Consider the following 22365-nt stretch of genomic DNA (forward strand, 5'->3'; position numbering starts at 1 on the left):
GAGACTCAGGACGACGCGATAGGATTCGTGCATCAAGTTTCCCCAATTCAGATACTCCGGAGATCTATGACTGTGCCCCGCGGCTTTGTACACGACACCGCAGATGTCGCCGACAGCGCGCTCATCTCAGAGGGATCAAAAGTTTGGCACTACGCACAAGTCCGCGAGCACGCCCAACTCGGTGAGAATTGCATCGTAGGTCGAGGCGCATACGTCGGCACCGGGGTCGAAGTTGGCCCGAACTGCAAAATCCAGAACTACGCTCTCGTCTATGAGCCGGCCAAGCTCGCCGCTGGCGTGTTCATCGGCCCAGCAGTCGTTCTGACCAACGACCACTTTCCGCGCGCTATCAACGCGGATGGCACCCCCAAGTCGGCGGATGATTGGCACCCTGTCGGGGTCGACATCCGCGAGGGAGCATCCATCGGCGCTAACGCAACGTGCATCGCACCGTTGGTAATCGGGCGTTGGGCGCTAGTAGGCGCCGGTTCCGTCGTCGTCAAGGACGTGCCCGAATTCGCGCTCGTCGTTGGCAGCCCCGCTAAACGAGTCGGCTGGGTCGGCACTGCCGGGCATCCGCTAAAAGAGACAGCTCCTGGGGAATGGACTTGCCCGATAACCGACGCGAAATATCGCGAAATAGCTACAGACCAATTGATTGAGGTGCAGAGTAAGTGATTCCCGCAGCCAGGCCAGAAATCGGCCAAGAAGAACGCGATGCCGTTGACCGCGTAATGCGGTCAGGAATGCTTGCGCAGGGCCCAGAGGTTGCCGCGTTCGAGACTGAGTTCTCGGCAATCGTCGGCGGCGCACACTCCGTCGCCGTCAACTCGGGGACTTCCGCGCTTCATATGGCGTTCGTCGCTGCCGGAATTGGTCGAGGCGACGAAGTTATCGTTCCCTCGTTCAGTTTCGCGGCGACCGCGAACGCCGTTGCACTTGCCGGCGCGACCCCCGTCTTCGTCGACATCGAGAAGGACTACTTTTCCATTGATCCCGCCGCAGTTGAAGCCGCGATCACGCCACAGACCCGGGCAATCATGCCTGTTCACCTTTACGGACATCCGGCCCTCATGGTCGAGCTCACGGCTATCGCGAAGAAGCACGATCTGCTCGTCTTTGAGGATGCCGCTCAAGCACACGCCGCATCGGTCAATGGAATCCCGGTCGGCAACTGGGGAATCGCTGGTTCTTTCTCGTTCTACCCCACCAAGAACATGACTTCGGGCGAGGGCGGGATGATCACAACCTCGTCCGACGAGCTGGCTCGTATGGCGCGCGTTCTGCGCAACCAGGGCATGGAACGTCGTTACGAGAATGAGGTCGTCGGCTTCAACACCCGCATGACGGATATTCACGCCGCAATTGGGCGAGTCCAGCTCGGAAAACTTGCCGGCTGGACCGAGCAGCGTCAAGACAACGCTCAGTTCTTCAACGAGAACCTCTGCGGTGTTGTCACACCCCCAACTGCCGATGGCTCAGTTCACGTGTACCACCAGTACACGATCCGCGTGGTCGATCACGACCGCGATGCATTCGCGGAGGCACTCGCCGCTCGCGGAATTGGCACGGGCGTGTACTACCCAACACCGATCCACCGTCTGCCCTCGTTCAAGCTCGAACTCGACCTTCCTGTTACTGAAGAGGTCGCTACTCAAGCGCTCTCGTTGCCCGTCTACCCCTCGCTCACTCAGCAGGAACGTGACACCATCGTCGAGGCAGTAAACGACGTCGCAAAGGCAGGCAGCTAAATGACATTACGCGCAGGCGTTCTCGGCCTCGGAGTAATGGGCCGCCACCACAGCCGGGTTCTGAACGAACTAGAAGGCGTTGAGTTTCAGGGGGTCTATGACCCATCACCGGCAGTGGCCGATCAGATAGAAGGAAAGCCGGTTGTCCGTGATCTCGAGAAATTCCTCGACATGGGTTTCGACTACTGCGTTGTTGCAGCGCCAACCATTTATCACCTCGATATCGGCCGCACGCTTGCCGAGCGAGGCATCCACGCGCTGATCGAAAAGCCTGTGGCGTCGACAACAGCAGATGCAATTGCTCTGCGCGATCTCTTTGCTAATGCGGGACTCATTGGCGGCGTAGGCCACATCGAGCGTTACAACCCCGCACTGCAGTCAGCCAGGCAGCGAATCGAAGACGGACTGATCGGCGAGATCTATCAGGTCGCTACGCGCCGTCAAGGCCCGTTCCCTGGTCGCATCGCGGATGTTGGCGTGATCAAGGATCTCGCGAGCCACGATATCGACCTCACCGCTTGGGTAACTCAGCAAGAGTTCGTTACTGTCAACGCCCGCACGGCATTCCGCAGTGGACGCGAACACGAGGACATGCTCGTCGCTGTCGGCACCCTCAGCGATGGCACGATCACGAGTCACACGGTGAACTGGTTAACGCCGTTTAAGGAACGCACAACGATCATCACCGGTGAGAAGGGCGCGCTCGTTGCCGACACTCTCACTGCAGATCTGACTCATTACCAAAACGGTGTGATTCAAAACACGTGGGATGACATTTCTCGTTTCCGCGGTGTCAGCGAAGGAGACGTCACCCGTTTCGCGCTCGACAAGAAGGAACCGCTTCGGGCGGAACACGAAGCCTTCCGCGACGCCGTCATAACCGGCAATGTCGAAGGAATCGTTACTCTCGCAGAGGGTACAAACGTTGTGAAGATCGCCGAAGACATGGCTCTCGACGGACAGAACTACCGCATCCAGTAGTGTGCGCTGCAGCCCTTTAGCGTCAACAGAAAAGTTGTCGAGGGCGAGTGTCATCCATTGATCTAGTCCCAGGAGCCCATGAAAGATTCAAAGTCAGCGCTGGTAATTGTCTTTTCAGAAGCGCGCAATGATCCTCGAGTTCGCCACCAAATCACTTGGCTAGCTGAGGACGGATGGTCCGTAGACACCATCGGATGGGGCGGGCGGCCCTCTGAAGAAGTCAACAAGCACTTTGATCTGCTTCCACAACGTGCGTGGGTAGGAACAAAGTGGGGATCTGCTTTTGTTTACGCTCTTTTCCCATTGCGCTATTTGTTCCGCGTGCTCACCAGCGATCGGATTCCGCTCGAAGCAAGACGCCGCCTGCGCAACGGAAAATATGACTTGGTAGTGTTCGACGATTTCGACTTCCTTCCGATCATCCGCGATCCGGCGATCTTCTCGAAAGCCACGATGAAGGCGCACGTTCACCTAGACATCCACGAGTACCGCGGCCGCTCAAAACCGCTCACAACCGCATGGCGCTATCTCACAAGACGGTTCTACGTATGGCAGCGAGCGATGATAGGCGACCTTCGGATCGATTCGAGAAGTACTGTCGCTTCGCGGATTGCAGATCTGTATTCAAGGGATTTCGCCATTGATACTCCCGCAATCGTCCGAAATTGTCCTCCATACGAGAGCCAGAATCCCAGTGCTCTCGAATCAGGACGAGTGCGCTTGGTCTACCACGGACTCGCGAGCGCTAGTCGAGGATTAGCGGAAATGATCGAAGCCATGGAGCGGCTCGACGAGCGTTTCACGCTAACGTTCATGCTTACCGGCAACGAGGCCTTTCAGAAGAAGCTGCGCGCCTTGGCAGCACCTCTCGGCGCACGGGTGAATTTTGTGCCTCCAGTTCCTATGCCCGCTATCGCCGCGGAGATCAACAAATATGATCTCGAGATTATGTTCTTCAAACCCGTGACGAAGAACTTGGAGTTCGCTCTACCCAACAAGCTCTTTGAAGCCGTGCAAGGCCGGTTGGGTTTGGTGATCGGTCGAAGCCCGATGATGGTTGAGGTCGTCGAAGAATTCGACAACGGTATCGTCGTCGACGGCTGGAGCGTGGATTCACTAGTTTCGAGCCTCAATTCGCTTACCCAAGAGGAAGTCGTGAGGCTCAAGCAAAAGTCACATGACGCGGCTCTCCAACTCAGTGCTGAATCTGAAGGAAAGGCTTTCCTCAAGCCAATCCGCGGTAGCCAATCGAATTGAGCTTGGCCCTGCTTGGAGCAGGGCGCTTGCCATCGAAGGACGAATTAGTCCCGGCGTTCACGTTCATCGTCTTCGGGCGATGGAGTTTTCGAATCCCGCTTCTCGACGGAGAGCAACGCGACCTTCCGTGCCAATTCGGTGAGGTCGTTCTCAGTGCGCCGAAACCGTCGATACGTCGTCGCGATAAAGCCTAGGAAAACAAGCACGGTGATGTAAAGAAGTAGGTCCGCACCTCGGCCTACGCCAACTGAACGCGCAGCGTAGGTCCATAGCTGCGGGAAGAAGACTGATGAAGTTGCCGCTGCCATGAATACGACCAGCATGATCCGCTGGATAGCCTGGTGACGTGCCCCTCCGCCGCGAAACATGAAGTATCCGGCGACAAGAATTGTCACCGCAGCAAGAATTTGGAAAACAATGGTCATTTGGTCACCTAAACATGATCTCTACGAGAATATTGACTGAGTTGAGAAGGGATTGCCCCTTCTTCTTTGAATAATCTGTGTAAACGATATGGGTGGGAAACTCCGCCCAACGGGCCCGGCACGAGCTGATTTGATCAATCAATTCTGACGCATGGGCCATGCGGTTCTGCGTGAGGTAGATTCGAGAGAGAAGATCACGGCCGATAACTCTCAGCCCGTTGTGAGCATCCGTGAGCTCCATTCCGCTCGTCGCCCTCGTATATGCGGCCGCGGCACGAAGCACCGATCGCTTTGCTCGACTCATCGAGGTTCGGTCATCTAAAAATCGCGAGCCGATTACAACATCCAGCTCGTCTGCGTGTAATTTCTCAATCATAGAAACCGCATCGGAAACCTGATGTTGTCCATCAGCGTCGAACGTAACGACTTCCGTCATCGCTGGATCGGACAAAGCAAACTCAAATCCCGTTTGCAGACTTGCCCCCTGCCCCAAGTTGATGGGGTGGACAACAACGGTGGCCCCAGCAGCTCTCGCGGCGTCTGCTGAGTCGTCTGATGAACCATCATCTACGCACACGATATGTGCGAATGACTGCTTGAGGTCGTCAATCACGGAGCCGATCATGCTGCCCTCGTTGTACATTGGCACAACAATCCAAGTTCGACCCATGACGTCCAGTCTGACACAATGCAAATCACAAATTCCACGCTGCGCGGGCCGCGCCATCGATACAGCGCAATGGCTGAGCTCACACTGTGCGAGTTTCGGCGCAAGCGACAGGATGACCGTGCGACCTCGGGTTCACGAACCTCCCTCAACAAGCACTTTTGCCGGTTGATCAGCCCCGTAGAATCGAAGGTAAGCTGAGAACTTTGTGGTGCTTGGAGCGAAAGTAAATCACGATCGACGACAATCAAGAGACGGCTCGATGTAAGTGGATGCGGGCAATGACGTCAGCATCAAAACCGTTGACACCATTGCGGCAGCAGCTGGTCACTTAACCCGCCACACCATCGACGAACTTGTGAATACGGAATACTTATGAATTTCAAAGCGCTAATAGCCACGTACCGCGAGGTGCTGAGCTTGCTACCGAGCTCTGCCCGCCGATTCCTCGTTAGATATTCGGTCGGACTCGCACTACTGTCAGTGGTCGACGCGGCTGCTCTTGCGCTGCTAGCGCTCGCGATCGCACCGCTCGCATCTGGCAGTCCTCTGACCCTTCCGGTGATCGGGCCAGTCGAAGGTGCAGGCGTGCTCGCCCTCTTCGGCACCATCTGCTTGCTGATTATTGGCAAGAGCGCGGGAACGTTGGGAATGATGTGGCGCGCAACTCGACGTTTCGCCACCTACGAGCTCGAGCTGGGTTCACGCCTTTTTGACAGCTATCTCGAATCAAACTGGGTAGACCGGCTCAAGCGCAACTCCGCGGATATCGTCCGTCTCACAGACAGCAGTGTGAGCACCACTGTCTCAGGGTTTATTCTTCCGGCCACCACACTTGTCGGCGAGTTTCTCAGTTTCGTCATGGTCGTTACCGTCCTCGCAATCGCCCAGCCCATGGTTGCGATAATCGCCATCATCTATCTGGGGTTACTCGGTGCCGCTTTATTCTTCTGGGTAACTAAGCGCGCACGCGAGGCTGGCCTCGTGGCTCTTCGTTTTTCGTTGAGGAGCTCCCGTCTGATAACTGAAATGGTCGGCGCCCTTAAAGAGGTCAGCCTGAGGAACAAGACTGCAGAGGCCGCTGCCGTTGTACGAGGTAACCGATCACGATCGACCAAAGCACGGTCGAACTCACAATTCTTGGGCCAGGTACCTCGCTTCGCCCTTGACTCCGGGATTGTTGGAGGATTCGCGCTGGTCGGTATCGCTGGATATCTCACCGGCGGAATGGTGGGTGCGACGACCGCGGTCGCGCTTTTCGGCCTCGCCGGCTTTCGGCTCGCGCCCTCAATCGTGCGTTTTCAATCGGTTGTGACACAGGTGTCCGTGAGCCATCCGCATGCGCACGCAGTCGTGACTGAAATTGAGAGATCAGAATTGCACCGACGGTTGAAAGCGAACATTACGCAACGCAAACTCCCCGAGAACCCGCGCGAGATTCGTTTCGAAAATGTCTCGTTTCAGTACAATGATGATGCCCCGATGGCGGTAGCGGGCGTCACTCTATCGATTCCTTTTGGATCCACAGTTGCGTTCGTTGGCTCGTCTGGGGCGGGTAAGTCGACTCTTATCGATCTCATCCTGGGACTGCTAGAACCCACGTCTGGTGACATCTATATCGACGACATCTCATTAACCGAAGCAGCCGTGGACTGGCGAAACAGCATTGGGTATGTACCGCAAGACGTTTCCCTTTTCGATGCAAGCGCACTTCAAAATGTTGCCTTGACATGGACAAATGACGCGGACGCGGATCGCGCCCGCGTTGCACTTGATCAGGCTCAAATGCTTTCGATAATTGAGAGCCGTGAAAACGGAATCTACTCTCGTATTGGCGAGCGCGGTTTGGCCCTCTCAGGCGGGCAACGTCAACGACTTGGAATAGCACGCGCCTTATACTCCGATCCGCTGGTACTCGTCATGGACGAAGCAACTAGCGCACTCGACACGGCGACGGAGGCTGCAGTCACGGATGCTATCCGTCGGCTCAAAGGATCCATGACGATTATCACCGTTGCTCACCGACTCGCGACGGTGAAAGAGTCAGACATAATCTTCTTCATGAAAGACGGCCAAGTCGGCGCACAAGGGACTTTTAGTGAACTCGTCGCCTCGGTGCCCGATTTCGCGAATCAGGCCCGACTCGCTGGCCTCGGAGGCGATCAAGCTGATCCCGCTTCCTAGCAAGCGCAAACTCTAGTTCGATACGCAGCTCTGCCTATAATGAGACCAATGCCGAAACCCTCCCCAGCCCGCCCCAGCACCGAGCCTCACCTTCTTTACGTAGCTTGGGGATATCCGCCCTCCCGAGGCGCCGGGATGTATCGCGCACTCGCTACAGCCAATGCTTTCGCTCAAAATGGCTGGAGAGTTACCGTCCTCACCGCGACTCGTGACACCTTCGAGCGCTTAACCGGGAGCGACCCCGACTCGGAGGCGTCGATTGATCCTCGTGTGAATGTGGTCCGGATTCCATTTGACCCACAACGCGGGGAGCCCGACATCTCCCGGTGGAGTCGCTGGCGACTTTTTTCGCCACTTCTCTGGAACTATCTTCGGTGGAAATGGGCGGGCCTAAAGTTTCCTGAGCCTAGCTACGCAAGCTGGCTTCGTCCTCTTGTACACGCAGCCGTGGATATTCATCTAAACGACAGCGTGGATCTTGTCTTGGGGACTTCAAATCCCAATGTGGACTTCATGCCGGGCTATGCGCTGCACCGTCGCTTTGGAATCCCTTACGTCATGGATCATCGAGACACTTGGCACCTCAATGTGTACTCGGGACGACATATCGGAAGTCGAAGATCTAGGCGTCTTGAGAAAAAGCTCTTCGCGCTGAGTTCTGAAGCATGGTTTGTCAATGGGGCGATTCGGGATTGGCACGCGAAAACGTATCCAGAACGATCAGACTCGTTTCACGTCGTCGCGAACGGATACGATCCAAGCTTCCTTGATCAAACGCGGTCACGGTTGCCGAGCGATCAAGGGCTCGTATTCGGCTTCCTCGGCACCACGTATGGCCCAATGCCGCTCCGCGAGACTTTGGACGCTTGGGTTCAAGCTCGAGCTTCGTCAGAATTGGTAGGTCGGTCCCAGCTCGTTTTTCGCGGCAGGTTGGGCCATTTTGCAGAACCAGATTCGGCTGTTGCTGCGCTATTCGAAGAGTATGCGGACGCAGGCGTGAAATACGAAGGCCCCGTCAGCAAGACAAACATCTCCGAGGTCTACAAGAGCTTTGACGTACTGATGCTAATTCTTGGACGCAGCAAATATGTGACTAGCGGAAAGGTCTTTGAATATGCGGCAACAGGTTTGCCGATCGTTTCCGCACATCATCCTGAGACCGCAGCCTCAGAGATTCTCTCCGGGTATCCCGGTTGGTATCCAATCGAGAACGTCACGGTCGCCGATATCACCACCGCTATTCTCGATGCCGCAGATGCTGCAGTCCACATGAAAGAACACGACTTCATCGCGAATCAAAATTGGGCTCGACACCTCGCACGAGACGAACAGCTACTGCCCCGAGTGGCCGAGCTTGCATCGTTGGTTCGGGGAGGCTCACAGTGACCGTGACGCCAGACTCTCAACGAATCGTTGTACTGATTGGTTCGGGGTTCGAATCGTCTCGTAACTCAGCTGTCGCTGGAGAGCCATCGATACTGGAAAAGTTGCTCGATGATTCACCGGACGAAACGGAGCTATCCGTCATTTCGTTCGGGCTGAGGTCGGATGTCATCAACGGGGCGCAACATGTGCGCTTGATGAGATCTGACTACGGTCGGCTTGATCGTTTTTTTGATCGACTTGGGCTTTTTAATTTGCGCGGGAAGCTGGCGGAGTACTCAATTGGCCGCTTGCTCAACTCAATTAGTCCAACAGATCAGGGGAGAGTTTTCTGGAGGACCGTGCGGCGCAATGTCGAAGCACTCCAACTCTTAACCAACTCTGACATTGCGATCGCGGCAGACATCCACAGCACCCGAACAGCATGGTTTGCGGTGAAGAAGAAGTGGGTAGGTCGAGCTCTCTACGACCACAGGGCAACCTCTTTAGGATCCTTCACCTCTAGCGAGACGGCGAGCCCTGAATGAGACCCGATACTGGAGTCACTGTGAGACGGGTTCAATTTATCCTGGCGTTGACAGTGTCATTCCTCAATGGGGATTTTGCGGGGGCCCCCACGCTCTCGACTCGTGTGAATAGTGGTAAGAGGTGAAGCGCTCAAAATGACTCAGACAAAGAGAGCATTGATCGCAGTAATGTCTCACATTTCGAGTGACCCACGCGTTCTCCGCCAGATTGAATGGCTGCAGGACGATGGCTGGGTCGTCGATACTTTGGGGCTAGGAGAGCGACCCCCAGGGGCCCGTGAGCACTTTTCGCTGAAGGCTGAACCATCATGGATAAGTACACGCTTTGGTACTGCAGTAATTTACGGGCTGCTGTCCCATACTCAAAAATTTCGGCTTCTCACAGCGGCACGAATCCCATTGGCACTTCGACGCATCGTGCGAAACGGAAACTACGATCTGGTCATACTCAACGACCGACATTTTGTCCCCTGGGCGGTCGACAGTAGAACTTTTGGCCGCGCGGAGACGCTCGCCCATATTCATCTCGACCTTCACGAGTATTTTCCTGAGAAACTGGGCCGCAATACACTCTGGCTTCGTGCATCAGCGCCATATTATGAATGGGCTCGTGCGCTTATTGGCCACGAGAGATTCACTTCGCGATCGACCGTCAGCTCTGGAATAGCATTGCAATACGCTCGCGAACTCGGTATTGAGCCTCCGACAGTCGTGAGAAATATTCCCGAGTTTTCTGCGCTTGCTCCCTCGCCCACACTGCCCGGGACAGTTCGGATGATCCATCATGGAATCACCAACAAGAGACGCGGACTGTGGGAGATCGTTGATGCCATTCGACTTGTCGACGATCGTTTCGTCATGACATTCATGATGATGCACGATGATGCGCTACTCCAGGAGCTCAAGGAATACGCTGCAGATCTGGGAGATAGAGTTCTCTTCCGGCAACCAGTGCCGACGGCCAAAATTGCCGAATGCATCAATGAGTATGACCTTGAGATCATGTTCTTCCCGCCAACGACCCGAAATCTCGAATGGGTTCTGCCCAACAAACTATTTGAGGCGATCCAAGGCCGACTGGGAGTCGTAATTGGCGAAAGTGCAATGATGGTTGAGATCGTTAGTGAATTCGGCAATGGTGCCGTAGCACCCGAATGGACCGTTGAGTCACTCGCAGAGACACTGTCAAATCTGTCAAGTGCACAAATTGAAGCGATGAAGTGGGCCTCACACAGCGCGGCATCACAGCTCAATGCCAGTGTAGAGAGCACTAAATTCCGTTCACTCGTCGAACTTCCTCGTACAGACTCGTGACTCCGCGCAGGGCGATCATCGCCACCCGCGTCTTCGAGCCGGAAGGAGCAGCAGCTGCGTACCGGCTCGGTAACCTCGCGCGCTCACTCGATGCCGCCGGATTTGAAACCAAGGTCTTGACCACCCAGGCTCCAGGAGCCACTCGCAGCACAGACAGGATCCGGCGATGGCCGGTGCTACGTGACAAGAACGGCGTCGTTCGTGGCTACCTGCAATATCTGAGTTTTGATGTGCCCCTCTTTTTCCGGCTCCTGCTATCCCGGCGCGTTGACGTTGTAATCGCAGAGCCTCCCCCCACTACGGGAATGGCAACTCGCTTGGCATGCTGGGTGCGCCGCACCCCTTACTTCTACTACTCCGCAGATGTGACCACCGCTGTAGTAAAGAAACTCGGGGTGCACCCCCTCGTGCTTTCAGCGGTGTCGACGATGGAGCGCCTCACGCTCAGCGGAGCGCGGGGTGTGCTCGCGATCTCTGAAGACATCCGGCATGAAGTCGTCGCGCTTGGCGCCGAACGGGCGAGGGTCACGGTAGTCGGCACCGGGGTCGATACCTCAGTGTTCTCTCCTGATGGCCCGCGGAAGACCGAAAAGTCACCGTATTTCATCTACGCCGGCACGATGTCGGAAGTTCACGGAGCCTCAGTTTTCGTGGACGCGTTCGAAAGAGTCTGCCGAGAGCATCCCACCGTGACTCTAAAGATGTTCGGAGGCGGCTCAGAGCTCGAAGCAATCAAGACACGGTCACGCGCATTCGCGGATCGAGTCACGTTTCATGACGCAGTAGAAGCCGCCGAGATCTCAGCGTGGCTTCGAGGGTCGACCGCGATCCTAGCCTCGCTACGACCAGGCCAGGGCTATGACTTCGCTTTCGCGACCAAGGCTCTCGCCGGGCTAAGTTGCGGCGTTCCCGTGATCTATTCAGGAGCGGGTCCCCTCAACGAACTCGTCACAGAGAACCACTTGGGCTGGGCGACAAACTGGGAAGCCACGCAGGTCGCTGACGCGATGTTAGATGCACTGTCTACACCGCGCCAGCATCCGGATAGGCGGCTCTCCGAGTGGGTTGAGGCCAACTATTCATTGCGCTCCGTAGCTGATCATGCCGCGACGGCGATCGCACTCTCCCTAGATCAGGGGTGAAAAAGGTCCTCAAAAACTGCAGCTGAGAATCGTCCGTCGTGTACTTTGGCGACGAATGCCGCACCTGCGCGAGCGGTCTCACGGGACCCTTCCCGATTGTGGATGACTCCCAGAAGAACCTCTTCGAGATCTTCCACCGTCGACTCCACGATCGGCAACGACTCCCCCGTCGACTCCCTGACTCTGGCCCGGTTCTCATCCGTAATGTGGCCAACGACTACCCGACCCGCCGCCATCGCCTCGCACGCAGCGACTCCATACGACCCGAGCCGAAACTGATCGAGCACAATGTCTGCGCTCCGATAGACGTCAGGCATCTGTGCAGACGGCACACCGTTAACCCGCCGATATTCGATAACGCCTCTCTCGTGCATCCGCTGGAGAATGGGATCAATAAGCTCAGATCCTTTGACCGCACCCTTGCTGGGGGCGTGGGCGACAACCGGAACTGCACGATCAAGCGGCTCAGACGTCACACTCCACCGCGCAGCATCAACGACGACAGGAAGCCAACGCGCGACGGGAACATCAGCCAAGAGATCTGGCGTAGAGACGAGTACCGGAAGTGCCAACTCGTCGAGAATCTGACGATTAGTTCTGGCGAGTTTTTCAAGTTTGGGCGCAACGCCGGCGAGGGAATCCGCGAACGGAGAATTCGGCACAAGTTCACGATGGCGACTCGGCAACCGGATGTCTGTTCCATGACAGAGCATCGTAACGGTGAGGCCGCGCGCCTGGAGCCTTCGAACTTGAGAAGTGACCGATTCGTCGAGAACGGCACCGAATGGCTGCTGTTCCGCCTCAATGATGACGTGAGTAAAGTTCTTAACCACCCAGTCAAACTGGCGGCGCTGCCAGCGTCTCGATGCCGCGTAGAAACCTAAAGGGACAGCGCTGTCAGCCTGATACCGAAAATCGGCCTTTCGCTGGTAGACCATATTTGATGCTTGGGCGCCGTCGATGTAGCGGTCTATGGCGCGAGCCCACTCCCATCCTTGACCTGCATAGTTCGCCGGAGCAATGTATACGCGAATCGCGCCAATAGGCGGTGTCGGAAGTTCAGGCAGGTCACGGGGGTCGAACCGAAACTCGCCTGGAAGCAAACGACCGAGCAGCGGTTCGGGAATAACACGCAGAACTTTACCCGCAACCCACTTGATCTCTTTGATCATCTCGCCACCTTTCGTGCATCCTTAGGTTATCGTTCTCGACTCCCCCTAGTTCCGTGTACACCAACTGTGAAGCCATCGCACAAGAGCCACCTCTGGCGCTAAGGGCAACTAGACTTAACCTCCCTGCGCTTGACGCCTTGCGCAGCCCTCGACAGAAGGACTCTCCCCAGTGAAAATCGCAGTTGTCGCCCTCGGTAAGATCGGCCTCCCTCTGGCCGTTCAGTTTGCCTCGAAGGGTCACGACGTCGTGGGCGTCGACATTAACGCCGAGTTCGTCGACCGCATCAATAAGGGCATCGAACCCTTCCCCGGCGAAGCTCACTTGCAGGAGCTCCTGAGCGAGCTAGTTCCAGCAGGAAAGCTCCGAGCGACTACTGACTACGCGGACGCGATTCCCGGCGCCGATGCCGTTGTACTCGTCGTGCCGTTGTTCGTCGACAACGATGCGAAACCAGACTTCGGCTGGATGGATGTTGCCACGCGCTCGCTCGGCGAGCACCTCACTCCCGGAACGCTAGTCTCCTATGAAACAACGCTTCCTGTCGGCACTACCCGCAATCGTTGGAAGCCGTTGCTCGAAGAGGTTTCGGGCCTTACGGAGGGGAAGGACTTTCACCTTGTCTTCTCCCCCGAGCGCGTCCTAACCGGGCGTGTCTTCGAGGACCTCCGCAAGTACCCCAAGCTCGTTGGTGGTTTGTCACCCGAAGGCGCGAAGCAGGCTACCGACTTCTACAACGCTGTACTCGATTTCGACGAGCGCCCCGATTTGGCCCGCGAAAATGGTGTCTGGGATCTCGGCTCTGCAGAGGCATCAGAACTCGCAAAGCTGGCCGAGACCACGTACCGCGACGTCAACATCGGTCTTGCCAACCAGTTCGCTCGCTTTGCCGGTCAAAACGGCATCGACATCTACGCCGTGATTGAAGCCACAAACTCACAACCCTTCAGCCACATTCATCAACCGGGAATCGCCGTCGGCGGTCACTGCATTCCGGTCTACCCACGCCTCTACCTGTGGAACGATCCTGACGCCACCATCGTTCGGGCTGCACGCGAAGCAAACGCCGGAATGCCGGAGTACACCATTGGGCTGCTCGAGGGCGCACACGGCGACGTTGCCGGCGCCCGCGTTGTAGTACTCGGTGCTGCGTACCGCGGTGAAGTCAAAGAGACCGCGTTCTCAGGAGTCTTCGCAACCGTGGATGCTCTTACAAGCCGCGGCGCAACAGTTCTTGTGCACGACCCGCTCTACACCGACGAAGAACTGACCAAGCTTGGCTTTGCGCCGTACCACTACGGGGAGCCTGTTGATGCGGTCGTCGTGCAGGCCGACCACAAGGAATACCGGACTCTCAGCGCTGCGCAGCTGCCCGGCATTCGCACATTCGTCGACGGACGCCGCGTGAGTAGTGCCGATCAGTGGTCTGGAGTAACGTACCGCGTTATCGGGAAACCGACACCGTAGCTTTTTCGCCGATCTTCGGCTCAGCCACTACCGCCGCTGAAAGTGACATTTCGCGCGCCAAGATAACGACCAATCCGGCAAAGGCCAGCGAGCCGATTGCCCACACCACCATCGGTGCAGGTGCGCCGGGCCAGAACCACTCAGCGCCCGCGTTGAGGTTCCATCCCGGAACGTCGTTTCCCGTTACATACCGGCGCATATTCATGTGAAGAGCCACAAGGTTTGCGGCGCTCAATGCGAAAACAACCGCGATTGTTTGAACGCGGCCCAGTGAAAACTGTTTGCGTCCCGCCTGCAGAACTAATATTCCGCCCATCAACACTATGAGCGGAAGAATGTAACGAGGCTGCACTTGCTCCCCCACCTTGTCACCGCCCTGAGTGAGAACGTACGTAGGCAAGGCGAGAAGAACAAACCCAACCCCGGCAATGACAAAAGCCTTGCGCCACGTCAATACGGCCAGCCCGGCGAACCCGACCCCCACAAAAGTAGCGATACCGAAGAAAGTAACCGACGCAGGAATAGGAGTATCGAGCCAACCGAGCGCCCAGCCTCCAAACACACCAGTCCACAGCGACGGCACGTTGAGAAGGTTGTACGCGAGCAGACCGAAGCCAGCGAGATTATCCAAAGCGGAGGAAGCCTGATCGGAAGCGGGTGCAGCGTCTTGCCCCCCAAACCCACCAGTCCCCGCCGCAGTTTGACGTGCTGCCAAGAAGAATGCTGCCGAAACAATGAACATCACTGCGGGAAGCACCGAGCGCAACCAGAATTGTCGTCTGTTTTCGAACGCCACAATCGCCGCTACACCGAGCGCTCCCACTACGTAGAGAGCCGAGTCGCCCCGGGACCCTGCCGCCATCAGCACGGAAATCACGACGAGCACTCCGGATGCGACAAGCACCAACCGATTTCGAGCTTCATAGAAACTCAACAGAGCTAGCCACGCTGAACCGACCCCAGCCACCGCCCACCCGCTGGGGTTATTCGACGCCAACAAGAACACACCCAACGGCATCGTCGTAATTAGCCAACCCCAAACAAGAGCCGGCCGACGAGTGATAGGCAGGAGCAAGTACAGCGCTGTTGTAATCCCGACGAACAAAGCAACGTTAAATAGTCGCATCGCCATCACCGAGAAGTGCTCGTCATCGCTGACGAAAATACTCATAGCGGCGTAGTAAACCGGCGGGTAAGCCCCCACAAAGTTTCCGCGCTTCGTCTCGACGAGAGTTTCGCTGTCGAAATCGAGACGATTTTGACACGCTGCGCTCTCCTCGCTGTAGAACGCGTAACAAGGAGAACTCAGAACCGCCTGCGGCACCATCCGAGTCGAGTCCGCTGAACCTGGCGCACAGTAAGCGTCATCGCCCGTCGCGCACCAAATACTGACCAAGTGATAGTCATCATCGGGCGCTGCACCCATCGGAGATGCGAACGCCCAAGCGGAAAGGGCAAGCAACGCCAAAACCGGAGCTAAGTAAATGACGCGAAAACGGTGGAGAAATCGAGTACGCGCGGACGCGACAACAGATTCAGAGCGGCCGGGTAGCATCCGTACAGGCTATCTCAGAGAGCGCGAACGCTGGGGTCGCCGTGCAGAATGGTCTGCCCCGAGAGCATCAGTCAAGGCTGGAGCTGTCGTTCGGTGTAAGGGAAGCAACACGACGAGCGCCGCAGTAAAGCAGAGCGAGCCAACCAGCCACACCACATTGGGCGTGATGGCCAACGCCCACCACCACTCGCGGCCCGCATCAAGGTTCGGACTTAGTGCATCGATTCCGGTGACGTAGCGGCGGATGTTGAGGTACAGCGCGATGAACTGAGCGCCAGACAATGCGGCAACAATTGCCCACACTTGCACTCGGGAGATGTGCACAAACTGGCCTCGTGCGGTGAAGAACACGGCGCCCACGAAGACAATGATCAAAGGCAACAAGTATCGAGGCTGATAGTCATCACCGACGTCTTTTCCGGCGAGCACGAGAAGCGCAACGGGAATCATGGCAAGCGCTACAGCCCCCAGCGCCACAACGAGAGTCTTTCTCCCCGAAGATGCGCGTGCAGCAACAAAACCTGCCCCGATAAGCGCGGCAACACCGCTCACCCACACGATCGCGGGCATCGACGTATCGAGCCATCCCAGACCCCACGACTGCCCAAAGATGCCCGTCCAAATCGACGGAACCTCCGTGAGGTTATAAGCGATTCGGGGCAGGATGACGCCCAGCCCCAGCTGCTCATCCACTCCGCTCGTTACGGCATCCGCTGATCGTGAAGCACGGAACAAGAGTGCACAAATGACAAAGCCGGCAACCGGCAGCAACGATGAAAGCCAGAAACGTCGAGTGTTGCGTGCCACAAGGAACACAGCAGCAAAGACCGCAACCACGAAGAGGACAGTCGCATCACTACGAGAACCGGATGCCATGACCGCCGAAAGCAGGAAGAGTGCGCCAAGAGCTATCCGCTTTCGCCCGTTCGCTTCGTAGAAGCCAAGCAGGGCGAGCCACCCGTAGCCGACGCCCATAAGAGCCCACGAGCTTGGGTTGGTTGACGAGAGCACGAATAGTCCGAGGGGGACTGTCGTGAGCGCCCATTGCCAGACCACAATTTGCCGACGGTTGACTGGCAGAAGCAGGTAGAGCGCGACGCCCAGTCCCACGAATAGTGCGATATTGATGAGGCGCATTATCAGAACGGAAGCATGAACATCCGGCCCAACAAAGACGCTCATGGCACCGTAATAGACAACAGGGTAGCCGCCAGCAAAATTGCCCCGCGCAGTCTCTTTGGTGGGACCCGCCGCGAAATCGATGCGGTCTTGACAGCCGGCGCTCTTGTCGGCGTCGTAGGCGAAGCAGGCAGGATCGCCCACTGCAGGGGGAACAAGTCTTGTGCCCGAGTCTCCGCTGGACGCACAGTAGTCGGCGTTACCGGTCGCGCACCAAATACTGGTCAGGTGAAAATCGTCATCGGGACTTGAGCCAACGGGCGAAGACAGCGCCCACGCCGCAAGAGCAACGAACACCAATAAGGGCGCCACAAGCAGCCCGATTCGACGGTCTGACCGTGAGAGAACGGAACGCAGGCCAGTCAACATTGCTCAAAGCTAACGGCAGTAAACTTTGAGATTGCTGTGAACGAGAGCTATCGCCGCACCCGGGCGACCGCTTTGTCTACCGTCGCCTTCACACCCGTATGGCGCAAGTGATGCCAGGCCATCCGGAGATCATGGCGCAGACCATAAGGTTTGCGCACTTTTCGGCCAAGCGTGACGCCACGACGACGCGTTGCAGCGTGGTCTGCGGCGTGCTGCGGGTTGGCAACAAAATTCACCAAGGGCGCGAGCGTGCGCTCCCAGTAGAAGTCCTCACGAACCCGAGCGACGTTCTGCTTGCACTCGGCAATGAACGCTTCGTCGTAGAGAACACGGTCGAGGGCTGCGGCGAGAGCATCCGCGTCTTGGGCAGGCACGGTGAGCCCCAACCCCTCGGTTTCAATCAGGTCAGCAAAGCTGTCACCCTCGGTAACCACCATCGGCAAGCCAGCCCACAGGTAGTCGAGGATGCGCGTGCGGAACGAGAACGTCGTCTCGATATGCGACATGTGAGTGCTCACGCCGGCATCCGCTTCGGTCAGGTAGTTCTGGCGGTCGGCATAGTCGACCCACTCCTCGTTGAAGAACACCGAGGTGTTGAGGGCACCAAGTTCGCTCGCAAGATCGTGCGATTCGCGCACGATACCCATCTGGTCGACTCCCGGATGCCGGGTGCCGAGAAAGTAGAGCTTGGCCGTATCGCGAGTTTCAGCCAGTTTCGCAACGGCGCGGATCAGAGTCTTAGGGTCGAACCAGCTGTAGACGCCGCCGCCCCAAATCATGAGCTTGTCGTCGGCGTTGATGCCAGGCAGAACAGCCTTGAGGGTGTCGCGCTCGTGGGCGGGTGGTGTGTGCTCGAGCCCGAATGGCACGACACTCAGGAGACCTTCGAGATGCGGATCGTTCTCGTAGGTGGTGGGACTGAGGCGCCCGAGGGCGGCCATCTGGCCGAAGTAAAAGAGGCGCTGCCGTTCGGAGGCGCACATGAAGAAGTCACCGAGCGCGAGTTGCTCGTTGAGCACCTCAGTGGCCGTCGTGACGCGAAGCTCCCACGTGGCCCTCGCGAGCTCGCGGCCCTGCTCAAGCATCTCGAGGTGCATGGGGTCATAAATGTCGACCACGGTGATCTTGTCTGTCGTGCGCAACACCTCGAACTGACGCATCGCGTGCCCTTGGAACACAACGACATCGCACCACTGCTCAAGCTTCGCAAAGGCGTCGTTCTCCCCCGGCGTCACAAGCGTGAGCTCAAAAGGAGCATCCACCGTCTGCAGCTTGGTGGTCGTCATGAGCGTGACCTCGTTGCCCGCTTCGGCGAGCGCGAGAGCCATATTCCACGAGCGAATCGCGGGCCCGGCCATCCGGGGACCAATCGGGTCTCCCGTGATGATCAGTACTCGAGTCACTTCGCCGCCGCCAACAGTCCTTCGAGGTAGACGCCATAGCCGCTCTTGACGAGAGGTGCTGCGAGGGTGGCGAGCTGGTCATCCGATATCCAGCCGGCACGCCACGCGATCTCTTCGATGCAGCCGATCTTGTAGCCCTGGCGGTCTTCGATGACGCGCACAAACTCGGTGGCCTGCACCATGGACTCAAACGTTCCCGTGTCGAGCCAGGCGGTGCCACGGTCGAGTACGTTGACCTGGAGCTGACCACGATTAAGGTAGTGCTCGTTGATGGTCGAGATTTCGAGTTCGCCACGCGCGCTCGGCGTGATCGACTTGGCAATTTCGATGACCGAGTTGTCGTAGAAGTAGAGTCCGGGAACGGCGTAGTTGCTCTTCGGCTCGAGGGGCTTCTCTTCGATCGACTGGACGATGAAATTCTCGTCAAACTCGACAACGCCGTAGGCCCGCGGATTGCGCACGTGGTACGCGAAAATGAGCGAACCATCGACGTCATTGTGCTTGCGCAGGTTCGATCCGAGCCCCACACCGTGAAAAATGTTGTCGCCAAGAACGAGAGCGACCTTCTCGTCACCGATGAACTCTTCACCAATGATGAACGCCTGCGCGAGTCCATCCGGTGACGGCTGCACGGCATACGTGAGCTCGATGCCGAGTTCACTGCCATCGCCAAGCAGACGCTGGAACTGCGGCTGGTCATCCGGTGTCGTAATGATCAAAATTTCGCGGATGCCCGCGCTCATGAGAGTCGACAAGGGGTAGTAGACCATGGGCTTGTCGTAGATGGGCATGAGCTGCTTGGAGATGCCCTTGGTGATGGGCCAGAGGCGCGTTCCGCTGCCGCCGGCCAGGATGATTCCGCGCATTAGTTGCGTTCCTTTCGGTTCGCCTCGTAGTACTCCTTCACGGCAGCGTACAACGGCAGGGAGCCATCGGCGAGGCGCTCGGAAAGAGTGGGCGCAATTTTGTCTTTGGGTGAGAGAACTAGGTCACCAAGTTCGGGAGGGAAGACCAAACCGATCTCAGGGTCGAGCACGTTGATGTCGTGTTCGGCTCCGGGCTTGTACACGTCGCTCACCAAGTAAGTGAGGGTGGCGTCATCGGTGAGCGCAATGAAGGCATGGCCAAGACCCTCAGCGACATAAACGGCACGACGGTCGACGGTGTCGAGAATGACAGAGTCCCACTGGCCAAACGTCGGCGAACCCTCACGGATATCGATAACGAAATCGATGCCGCGGCCGTGCGTGACCGTGACATATTTGCCTTGCCCTGGAGGAACATCCGCATAGTGGATGCCCCGCACAACGCCGCGCTTCGAGACCGACGTATTGGCCTGCCGAAGGTCGAGCGGGTGCCCCACTACCTCTTCGAGCTTGTCGAAGCGGTACCACTCCAAGAAAACGCCGCGGTCGTCAGCGAATTGTTTAGGGGTGATTTCGTAGGAATCAGGCACCGAGAGTTCACGTATCTGCACACCCGGAATCCTACCCGGCGAGGCTTGGAACTCAGTTCAGCGCTCCGCTGCGGGCAATCCGGTGACGTATGAGCTAGACACGAATCTGTCGAACCCGCGTGATATCCGCGCCGACTCAGTCCACGGGTTGCAGAACGTCGCGCACAGCATCGAGCGGGCCACGAGAGTACCGACCGTAGCTACCGGCGAAGAGGGCACGCGTCACTGCAGGAATCCGTCGCATCCGCTTCTCGGGTAGGGCATTTCGCATACGTTCATGCTCCAACTTGGCGAGCGCGCGGTTCACTTTGTCGTCGCTCACCCGGGAGCCGAGTCGCTGTAGCCGATCGACCAGTACCGAGATGTTGGTCTCGAGACGAGCGTTTCTCGCGCGACGCGGTTCCATCATTCGCCCAAATTTGCCGGCAAGCGTCAATTTCGTCGCGCCGATTTGGTTCGCTCCGTGCTGACGGTAGTCAATGGTTGGCTGCTCAATGAAGTCGGTCGAGGCGACAGCGGCCGCAATCACGCCAAGCCATTCATCGTGCACCCACGACGGAGGAAATGGCGCGGCATATTCCACGAGGCTGCGACGAAAGACTGTGCAGGCGCCCGTAACCAGATTGCGGCGAAGTAATACCGAAAATGCGTCACCGGCATGGATGCTCGCCGCCTCGACTGCGTTCACTCCCAGCGCCTCGGCGAGAGTGTGACCGAGCGGCTCCCCCGCGGCATCAACGAGTCGAGCATCACTGTGCAGAAGGGCGACAGTCGGATGCGCTGCGAACTGCTCCCCAAAGAGCGCGAGGCGCCCCGCATGCCAGAGGTCATCCTGATCGCTCAAGGCGATGAAGTCACCGGTGCAAGCCCGAATAGCCTGCTCAAAGTTCTTGGTTACGCCCAGTGGCGGAATGTTTTCGAACACCGTGAGTTCAACGGCGGGATAGCGGGCCGCAACTTCGCGAACGTGGGCGATCGTGTCGTCGCTAGAGGCGTCATCCGACACGACAAGTTGCGTCGGCGCCGGCACTTGCTCAAGGATGCTGACAAGTTGTTCCCGGATGTAGGTTGCGCCGTTGTGAGTGCAGAGGGCCACCGAGATGGACGGGGTGGGCTCTGTTGCGCTCATTGCTCCAGCCTACGGCTCGCACCCGGCGGTATTGCGCAACGCCAAGCCAACTATCATTGTGGAGTTATGCCTGCCGATTCCACCCCAGGGGTGCTCCCCCGCGTCGCAGTGCTGCTGGCGACCCACAACGGTCGCCGCTGGCTTCCCGAACAGCTCGAGAGTGTGTTTGCTCAGCAGGGCGTGGATGTCGAAGTGTTCGCGCGAGACGACGCATCAACGGATGGCACTGCCGAATGGCTTGCCGAATGTGCCGCCTCAGAGCCACGCCTCACAATCATCCCCAGCGACGGCGCTTCTGGCAGTGCCGCCGCCAACTTTTACCGCCTCATTCAGCTCGTTCCCGCTGATCGCGAGTATTACGCATTCTCTGATCAGGATGACATTTGGGTACCGACCAAACTTGCTTCCCATGTACGGCTGAGCGCCGCTTTGGGGGTCGATGGTGTCTCGTCAAACGTGACGTCATTCACGCCAGACGGCGGACAGAGTCTGGTGAAGAAAGACTTTCCCCAGCGCCGCTTCGATTATTTGCTTGAGAGCCCGGGTCCTGGCTCGACTTTCCTCATGTCCAATCGTCTTGTTGCCTTGGCGCGGGACTATTTGGACTCTCCAGAAACGACGAAACCACCTCAGTATCACGACTGGTTGCTCTATGTCTTGGCGAGGGCACACGGCTGGACGTGGCACATCGATGCGGTGCCGACCGTCGAATACCGTCAACACGACGCCAATGTCATGGGCGCCAATGTGGGGGCACGCTCCGCCCTGTCACGGCTCTCGTTGGTTCGCGAACAGTGGCACCGCGGTCAAGCACGGCTCTTGACGCGCGTCGCGCTCAGCGTTGCCGACGATGAACACCGCCCCGAATTGCTCCGGATGCGCGACCTCGTCGAACACCGAAACCTCCGAGCCCGATTCGCTCTGGCTCGCCGCGCGTCACAACTCAGGCGACGCCCAAGAGATCAGTGGATAATTGCGCTGTTGATCGGCGCTGGTGTCTGGTGAA

20 protein-coding genes are annotated in these 22365 nt (G+C 57.6%); 11 read left to right on the forward strand and 9 right to left on the reverse strand.

Going from position 1 to position 22365, the window contains the following annotated elements:
* Positions 1 to 66: 66 nt before the first annotated feature.
* The 4 genes from AC061P_RS10255 to AC061P_RS10270 all read left to right on the forward strand — a co-directional run bounded on the left by AC061P_RS10255 (position 67) and on the right by AC061P_RS10270 (position 3989).
* Positions 67 to 678 carry an acyltransferase gene (locus AC061P_RS10255; RefSeq protein ID WP_480391130.1) on the forward strand — a complete coding sequence of 204 codons (612 nt, stop codon included), beginning with the start codon at positions 67 to 69 and terminating at the stop codon, positions 676 to 678.
* The gene (locus tag AC061P_RS10260) at positions 675 to 1751 is read left to right on the forward strand and encodes a DegT/DnrJ/EryC1/StrS family aminotransferase (RefSeq protein WP_480391131.1); all 1077 of its coding nucleotides are present in this window, start codon (positions 675 to 677) and stop codon (positions 1749 to 1751) included. The genes AC061P_RS10255 and AC061P_RS10260 overlap by 4 nt, the downstream gene beginning before the upstream one ends.
* Entirely contained in the window at positions 1752 to 2732 is a 981-nt protein-coding gene (locus AC061P_RS10265; RefSeq protein ID WP_480391132.1) for a Gfo/Idh/MocA family protein, read from the forward strand.
* A gap of 321 nt (positions 2733 to 3053) precedes the next feature.
* Positions 3054 to 3989: a glycosyltransferase gene (locus AC061P_RS10270; protein ID WP_480391133.1), complete on the forward strand. Its 936-nt coding sequence runs from the start codon at positions 3054 to 3056 to the stop codon at positions 3987 to 3989.
* A gap of 44 nt (positions 3990 to 4033) precedes the next feature.
* On the opposite strand, the gene AC061P_RS10275 is transcribed toward AC061P_RS10270, so the two are convergent.
* The gene (locus AC061P_RS10275; protein WP_480391134.1) at positions 4034 to 4414 is read right to left on the reverse strand and encodes a DUF2304 family protein; all 381 of its coding nucleotides are present in this window, start codon (positions 4412 to 4414) and stop codon (positions 4034 to 4036) included.
* 4 nt (positions 4415 to 4418) lie between these two features.
* Positions 4419 to 5141 carry a glycosyltransferase family 2 protein gene (locus AC061P_RS10280; protein WP_480391135.1) on the reverse strand — a complete coding sequence of 241 codons (723 nt, stop codon included), beginning with the start codon at positions 5139 to 5141 and terminating at the stop codon, positions 4419 to 4421.
* 315 nt (positions 5142 to 5456) lie between these two features.
* Between AC061P_RS10280 and AC061P_RS10285 the strand changes: the two genes are divergently transcribed.
* The 5 genes from AC061P_RS10285 to AC061P_RS10305 all read left to right on the forward strand — a co-directional run bounded on the left by AC061P_RS10285 (position 5457) and on the right by AC061P_RS10305 (position 11631).
* Positions 5457 to 7265: an ABC transporter ATP-binding protein gene (locus AC061P_RS10285; protein WP_480391136.1), complete on the forward strand. Its 1809-nt coding sequence runs from the start codon at positions 5457 to 5459 to the stop codon at positions 7263 to 7265.
* 504 nt (positions 7266 to 7769) lie between these two features.
* On the forward strand, positions 7770 to 8651 hold the full coding sequence (locus AC061P_RS10290; protein ID WP_480391137.1) for a glycosyltransferase family protein: 882 nt from the start codon (positions 7770 to 7772) through the stop codon (positions 8649 to 8651).
* Complete coding sequence (locus AC061P_RS10295; RefSeq protein WP_480391138.1) at positions 8648 to 9175, forward strand: hypothetical protein; 528 nt, start codon at positions 8648 to 8650, stop codon at positions 9173 to 9175. Before AC061P_RS10290 ends, AC061P_RS10295 begins: the two co-directional genes overlap by 4 nt.
* Before the next feature lie 135 nt (positions 9176 to 9310).
* Positions 9311 to 10489 (forward strand): glycosyltransferase family protein, encoded by a 1179-nt coding sequence (locus AC061P_RS10300; protein ID WP_480391139.1) that lies wholly within the window; start codon positions 9311 to 9313, stop codon positions 10487 to 10489.
* Positions 10486 to 11631 carry a glycosyltransferase family 4 protein gene (locus tag AC061P_RS10305; protein WP_480391140.1) on the forward strand — a complete coding sequence of 382 codons (1146 nt, stop codon included), beginning with the start codon at positions 10486 to 10488 and terminating at the stop codon, positions 11629 to 11631. The genes AC061P_RS10300 and AC061P_RS10305 overlap by 4 nt, the downstream gene beginning before the upstream one ends.
* On the opposite strand, the gene AC061P_RS10310 is transcribed toward AC061P_RS10305, so the two are convergent.
* Positions 11622 to 12803 (reverse strand): hypothetical protein, encoded by a 1182-nt coding sequence (locus tag AC061P_RS10310; RefSeq protein ID WP_480391141.1) that lies wholly within the window; start codon positions 12801 to 12803, stop codon positions 11622 to 11624. The genes AC061P_RS10305 and AC061P_RS10310 overlap by 10 nt on opposite strands.
* Before the next feature lie 169 nt (positions 12804 to 12972).
* Between AC061P_RS10310 and AC061P_RS10315 the strand changes: the two genes are divergently transcribed.
* Positions 12973 to 14268, forward strand: coding sequence for a nucleotide sugar dehydrogenase (locus AC061P_RS10315; protein WP_480391142.1), 1296 nt, complete (start codon positions 12973 to 12975; stop codon positions 14266 to 14268).
* Here AC061P_RS10315 and AC061P_RS10320 read toward each other — a convergent pair.
* The 6 genes from AC061P_RS10320 to AC061P_RS10345 form a co-directional block, all read right to left on the reverse strand.
* Positions 14246 to 15823, reverse strand: coding sequence for a DUF2142 domain-containing protein (locus AC061P_RS10320; RefSeq protein ID WP_480391143.1), 1578 nt, complete (start codon positions 15821 to 15823; stop codon positions 14246 to 14248). The two genes, AC061P_RS10315 and AC061P_RS10320, sit on opposite strands and share 23 nt — an antisense overlap.
* 9 nt (positions 15824 to 15832) lie before the next feature.
* Complete coding sequence (locus tag AC061P_RS10325) at positions 15833 to 17371, reverse strand: DUF2142 domain-containing protein (RefSeq protein WP_480391144.1); 1539 nt, start codon at positions 17369 to 17371, stop codon at positions 15833 to 15835.
* Between the two features lie 47 nt (positions 17372 to 17418).
* On the reverse strand, positions 17419 to 18774 hold the full coding sequence (locus tag AC061P_RS10330; RefSeq protein WP_449647232.1) for a glycosyltransferase: 1356 nt from the start codon (positions 18772 to 18774) through the stop codon (positions 17419 to 17421).
* Positions 18771 to 19640: a glucose-1-phosphate thymidylyltransferase RfbA gene (rfbA, locus tag AC061P_RS10335; RefSeq protein ID WP_480391145.1), complete on the reverse strand. Its 870-nt coding sequence runs from the start codon at positions 19638 to 19640 to the stop codon at positions 18771 to 18773. Before rfbA ends, AC061P_RS10330 begins: the two co-directional genes overlap by 4 nt.
* Complete coding sequence (locus AC061P_RS10340; protein WP_480391146.1) at positions 19640 to 20251, reverse strand: dTDP-4-dehydrorhamnose 3,5-epimerase family protein; 612 nt, start codon at positions 20249 to 20251, stop codon at positions 19640 to 19642. The genes rfbA and AC061P_RS10340 overlap by 1 nt, the downstream gene beginning before the upstream one ends.
* A gap of 115 nt (positions 20252 to 20366) precedes the next feature.
* Positions 20367 to 21359: a glycosyltransferase family 2 protein gene (locus tag AC061P_RS10345; protein ID WP_449647235.1), complete on the reverse strand. Its 993-nt coding sequence runs from the start codon at positions 21357 to 21359 to the stop codon at positions 20367 to 20369.
* Positions 21360 to 21425: 66 nt separating this feature from the next.
* Here AC061P_RS10345 and AC061P_RS10350 point away from each other — a divergent pair, with 66 nt between their 5' ends.
* Positions 21426 to 22364, forward strand: coding sequence for a glycosyltransferase family 2 protein (locus AC061P_RS10350; RefSeq protein WP_449647236.1), 939 nt, complete (start codon positions 21426 to 21428; stop codon positions 22362 to 22364).
* Position 22365 lies beyond the last annotated feature (1 nt).

The organism is Rhodoglobus sp. G.S.4 (assembly GCF_056619605.1).

Coding starts and splice junctions, on each gene's coding strand:
- AC061P_RS10320 (WP_480391143.1), bottom strand. CDS start 15,823: ATGCTACCCGGCCGCTCTGAATCTGTTGTCGCGTCCGCGCGTACTCGA.
- rfbA (WP_480391145.1), bottom strand. CDS start 19,640: ATGCGCGGAATCATCCTGGCCGGCGGCAGCGGAACGCGCCTCTGGCCC.
- AC061P_RS10285 (WP_480391136.1), top strand. CDS start 5,457: ATGAATTTCAAAGCGCTAATAGCCACGTACCGCGAGGTGCTGAGCTTG.
- AC061P_RS10265 (WP_480391132.1), top strand. CDS start 1,752: ATGACATTACGCGCAGGCGTTCTCGGCCTCGGAGTAATGGGCCGCCAC.
- AC061P_RS10255 (WP_480391130.1), top strand. CDS start 67: ATGACTGTGCCCCGCGGCTTTGTACACGACACCGCAGATGTCGCCGAC.
- AC061P_RS10350 (WP_449647236.1), top strand. CDS start 21,426: ATGCCTGCCGATTCCACCCCAGGGGTGCTCCCCCGCGTCGCAGTGCTG.
- AC061P_RS10300 (WP_480391139.1), top strand. CDS start 9,311: ATGACTCAGACAAAGAGAGCATTGATCGCAGTAATGTCTCACATTTCG.
- AC061P_RS10275 (WP_480391134.1), bottom strand. CDS start 4,414: ATGACCATTGTTTTCCAAATTCTTGCTGCGGTGACAATTCTTGTCGCC.
- AC061P_RS10280 (WP_480391135.1), bottom strand. CDS start 5,141: ATGGCGCGGCCCGCGCAGCGTGGAATTTGTGATTTGCATTGTGTCAGA.
- AC061P_RS10345 (WP_449647235.1), bottom strand. CDS start 21,359: ATGAGCGCAACAGAGCCCACCCCGTCCATCTCGGTGGCCCTCTGCACT.
- AC061P_RS10325 (WP_480391144.1), bottom strand. CDS start 17,371: ATGTTGACTGGCCTGCGTTCCGTTCTCTCACGGTCAGACCGTCGAATC.
- AC061P_RS10310 (WP_480391141.1), bottom strand. CDS start 12,803: ATGATCAAAGAGATCAAGTGGGTTGCGGGTAAAGTTCTGCGTGTTATT.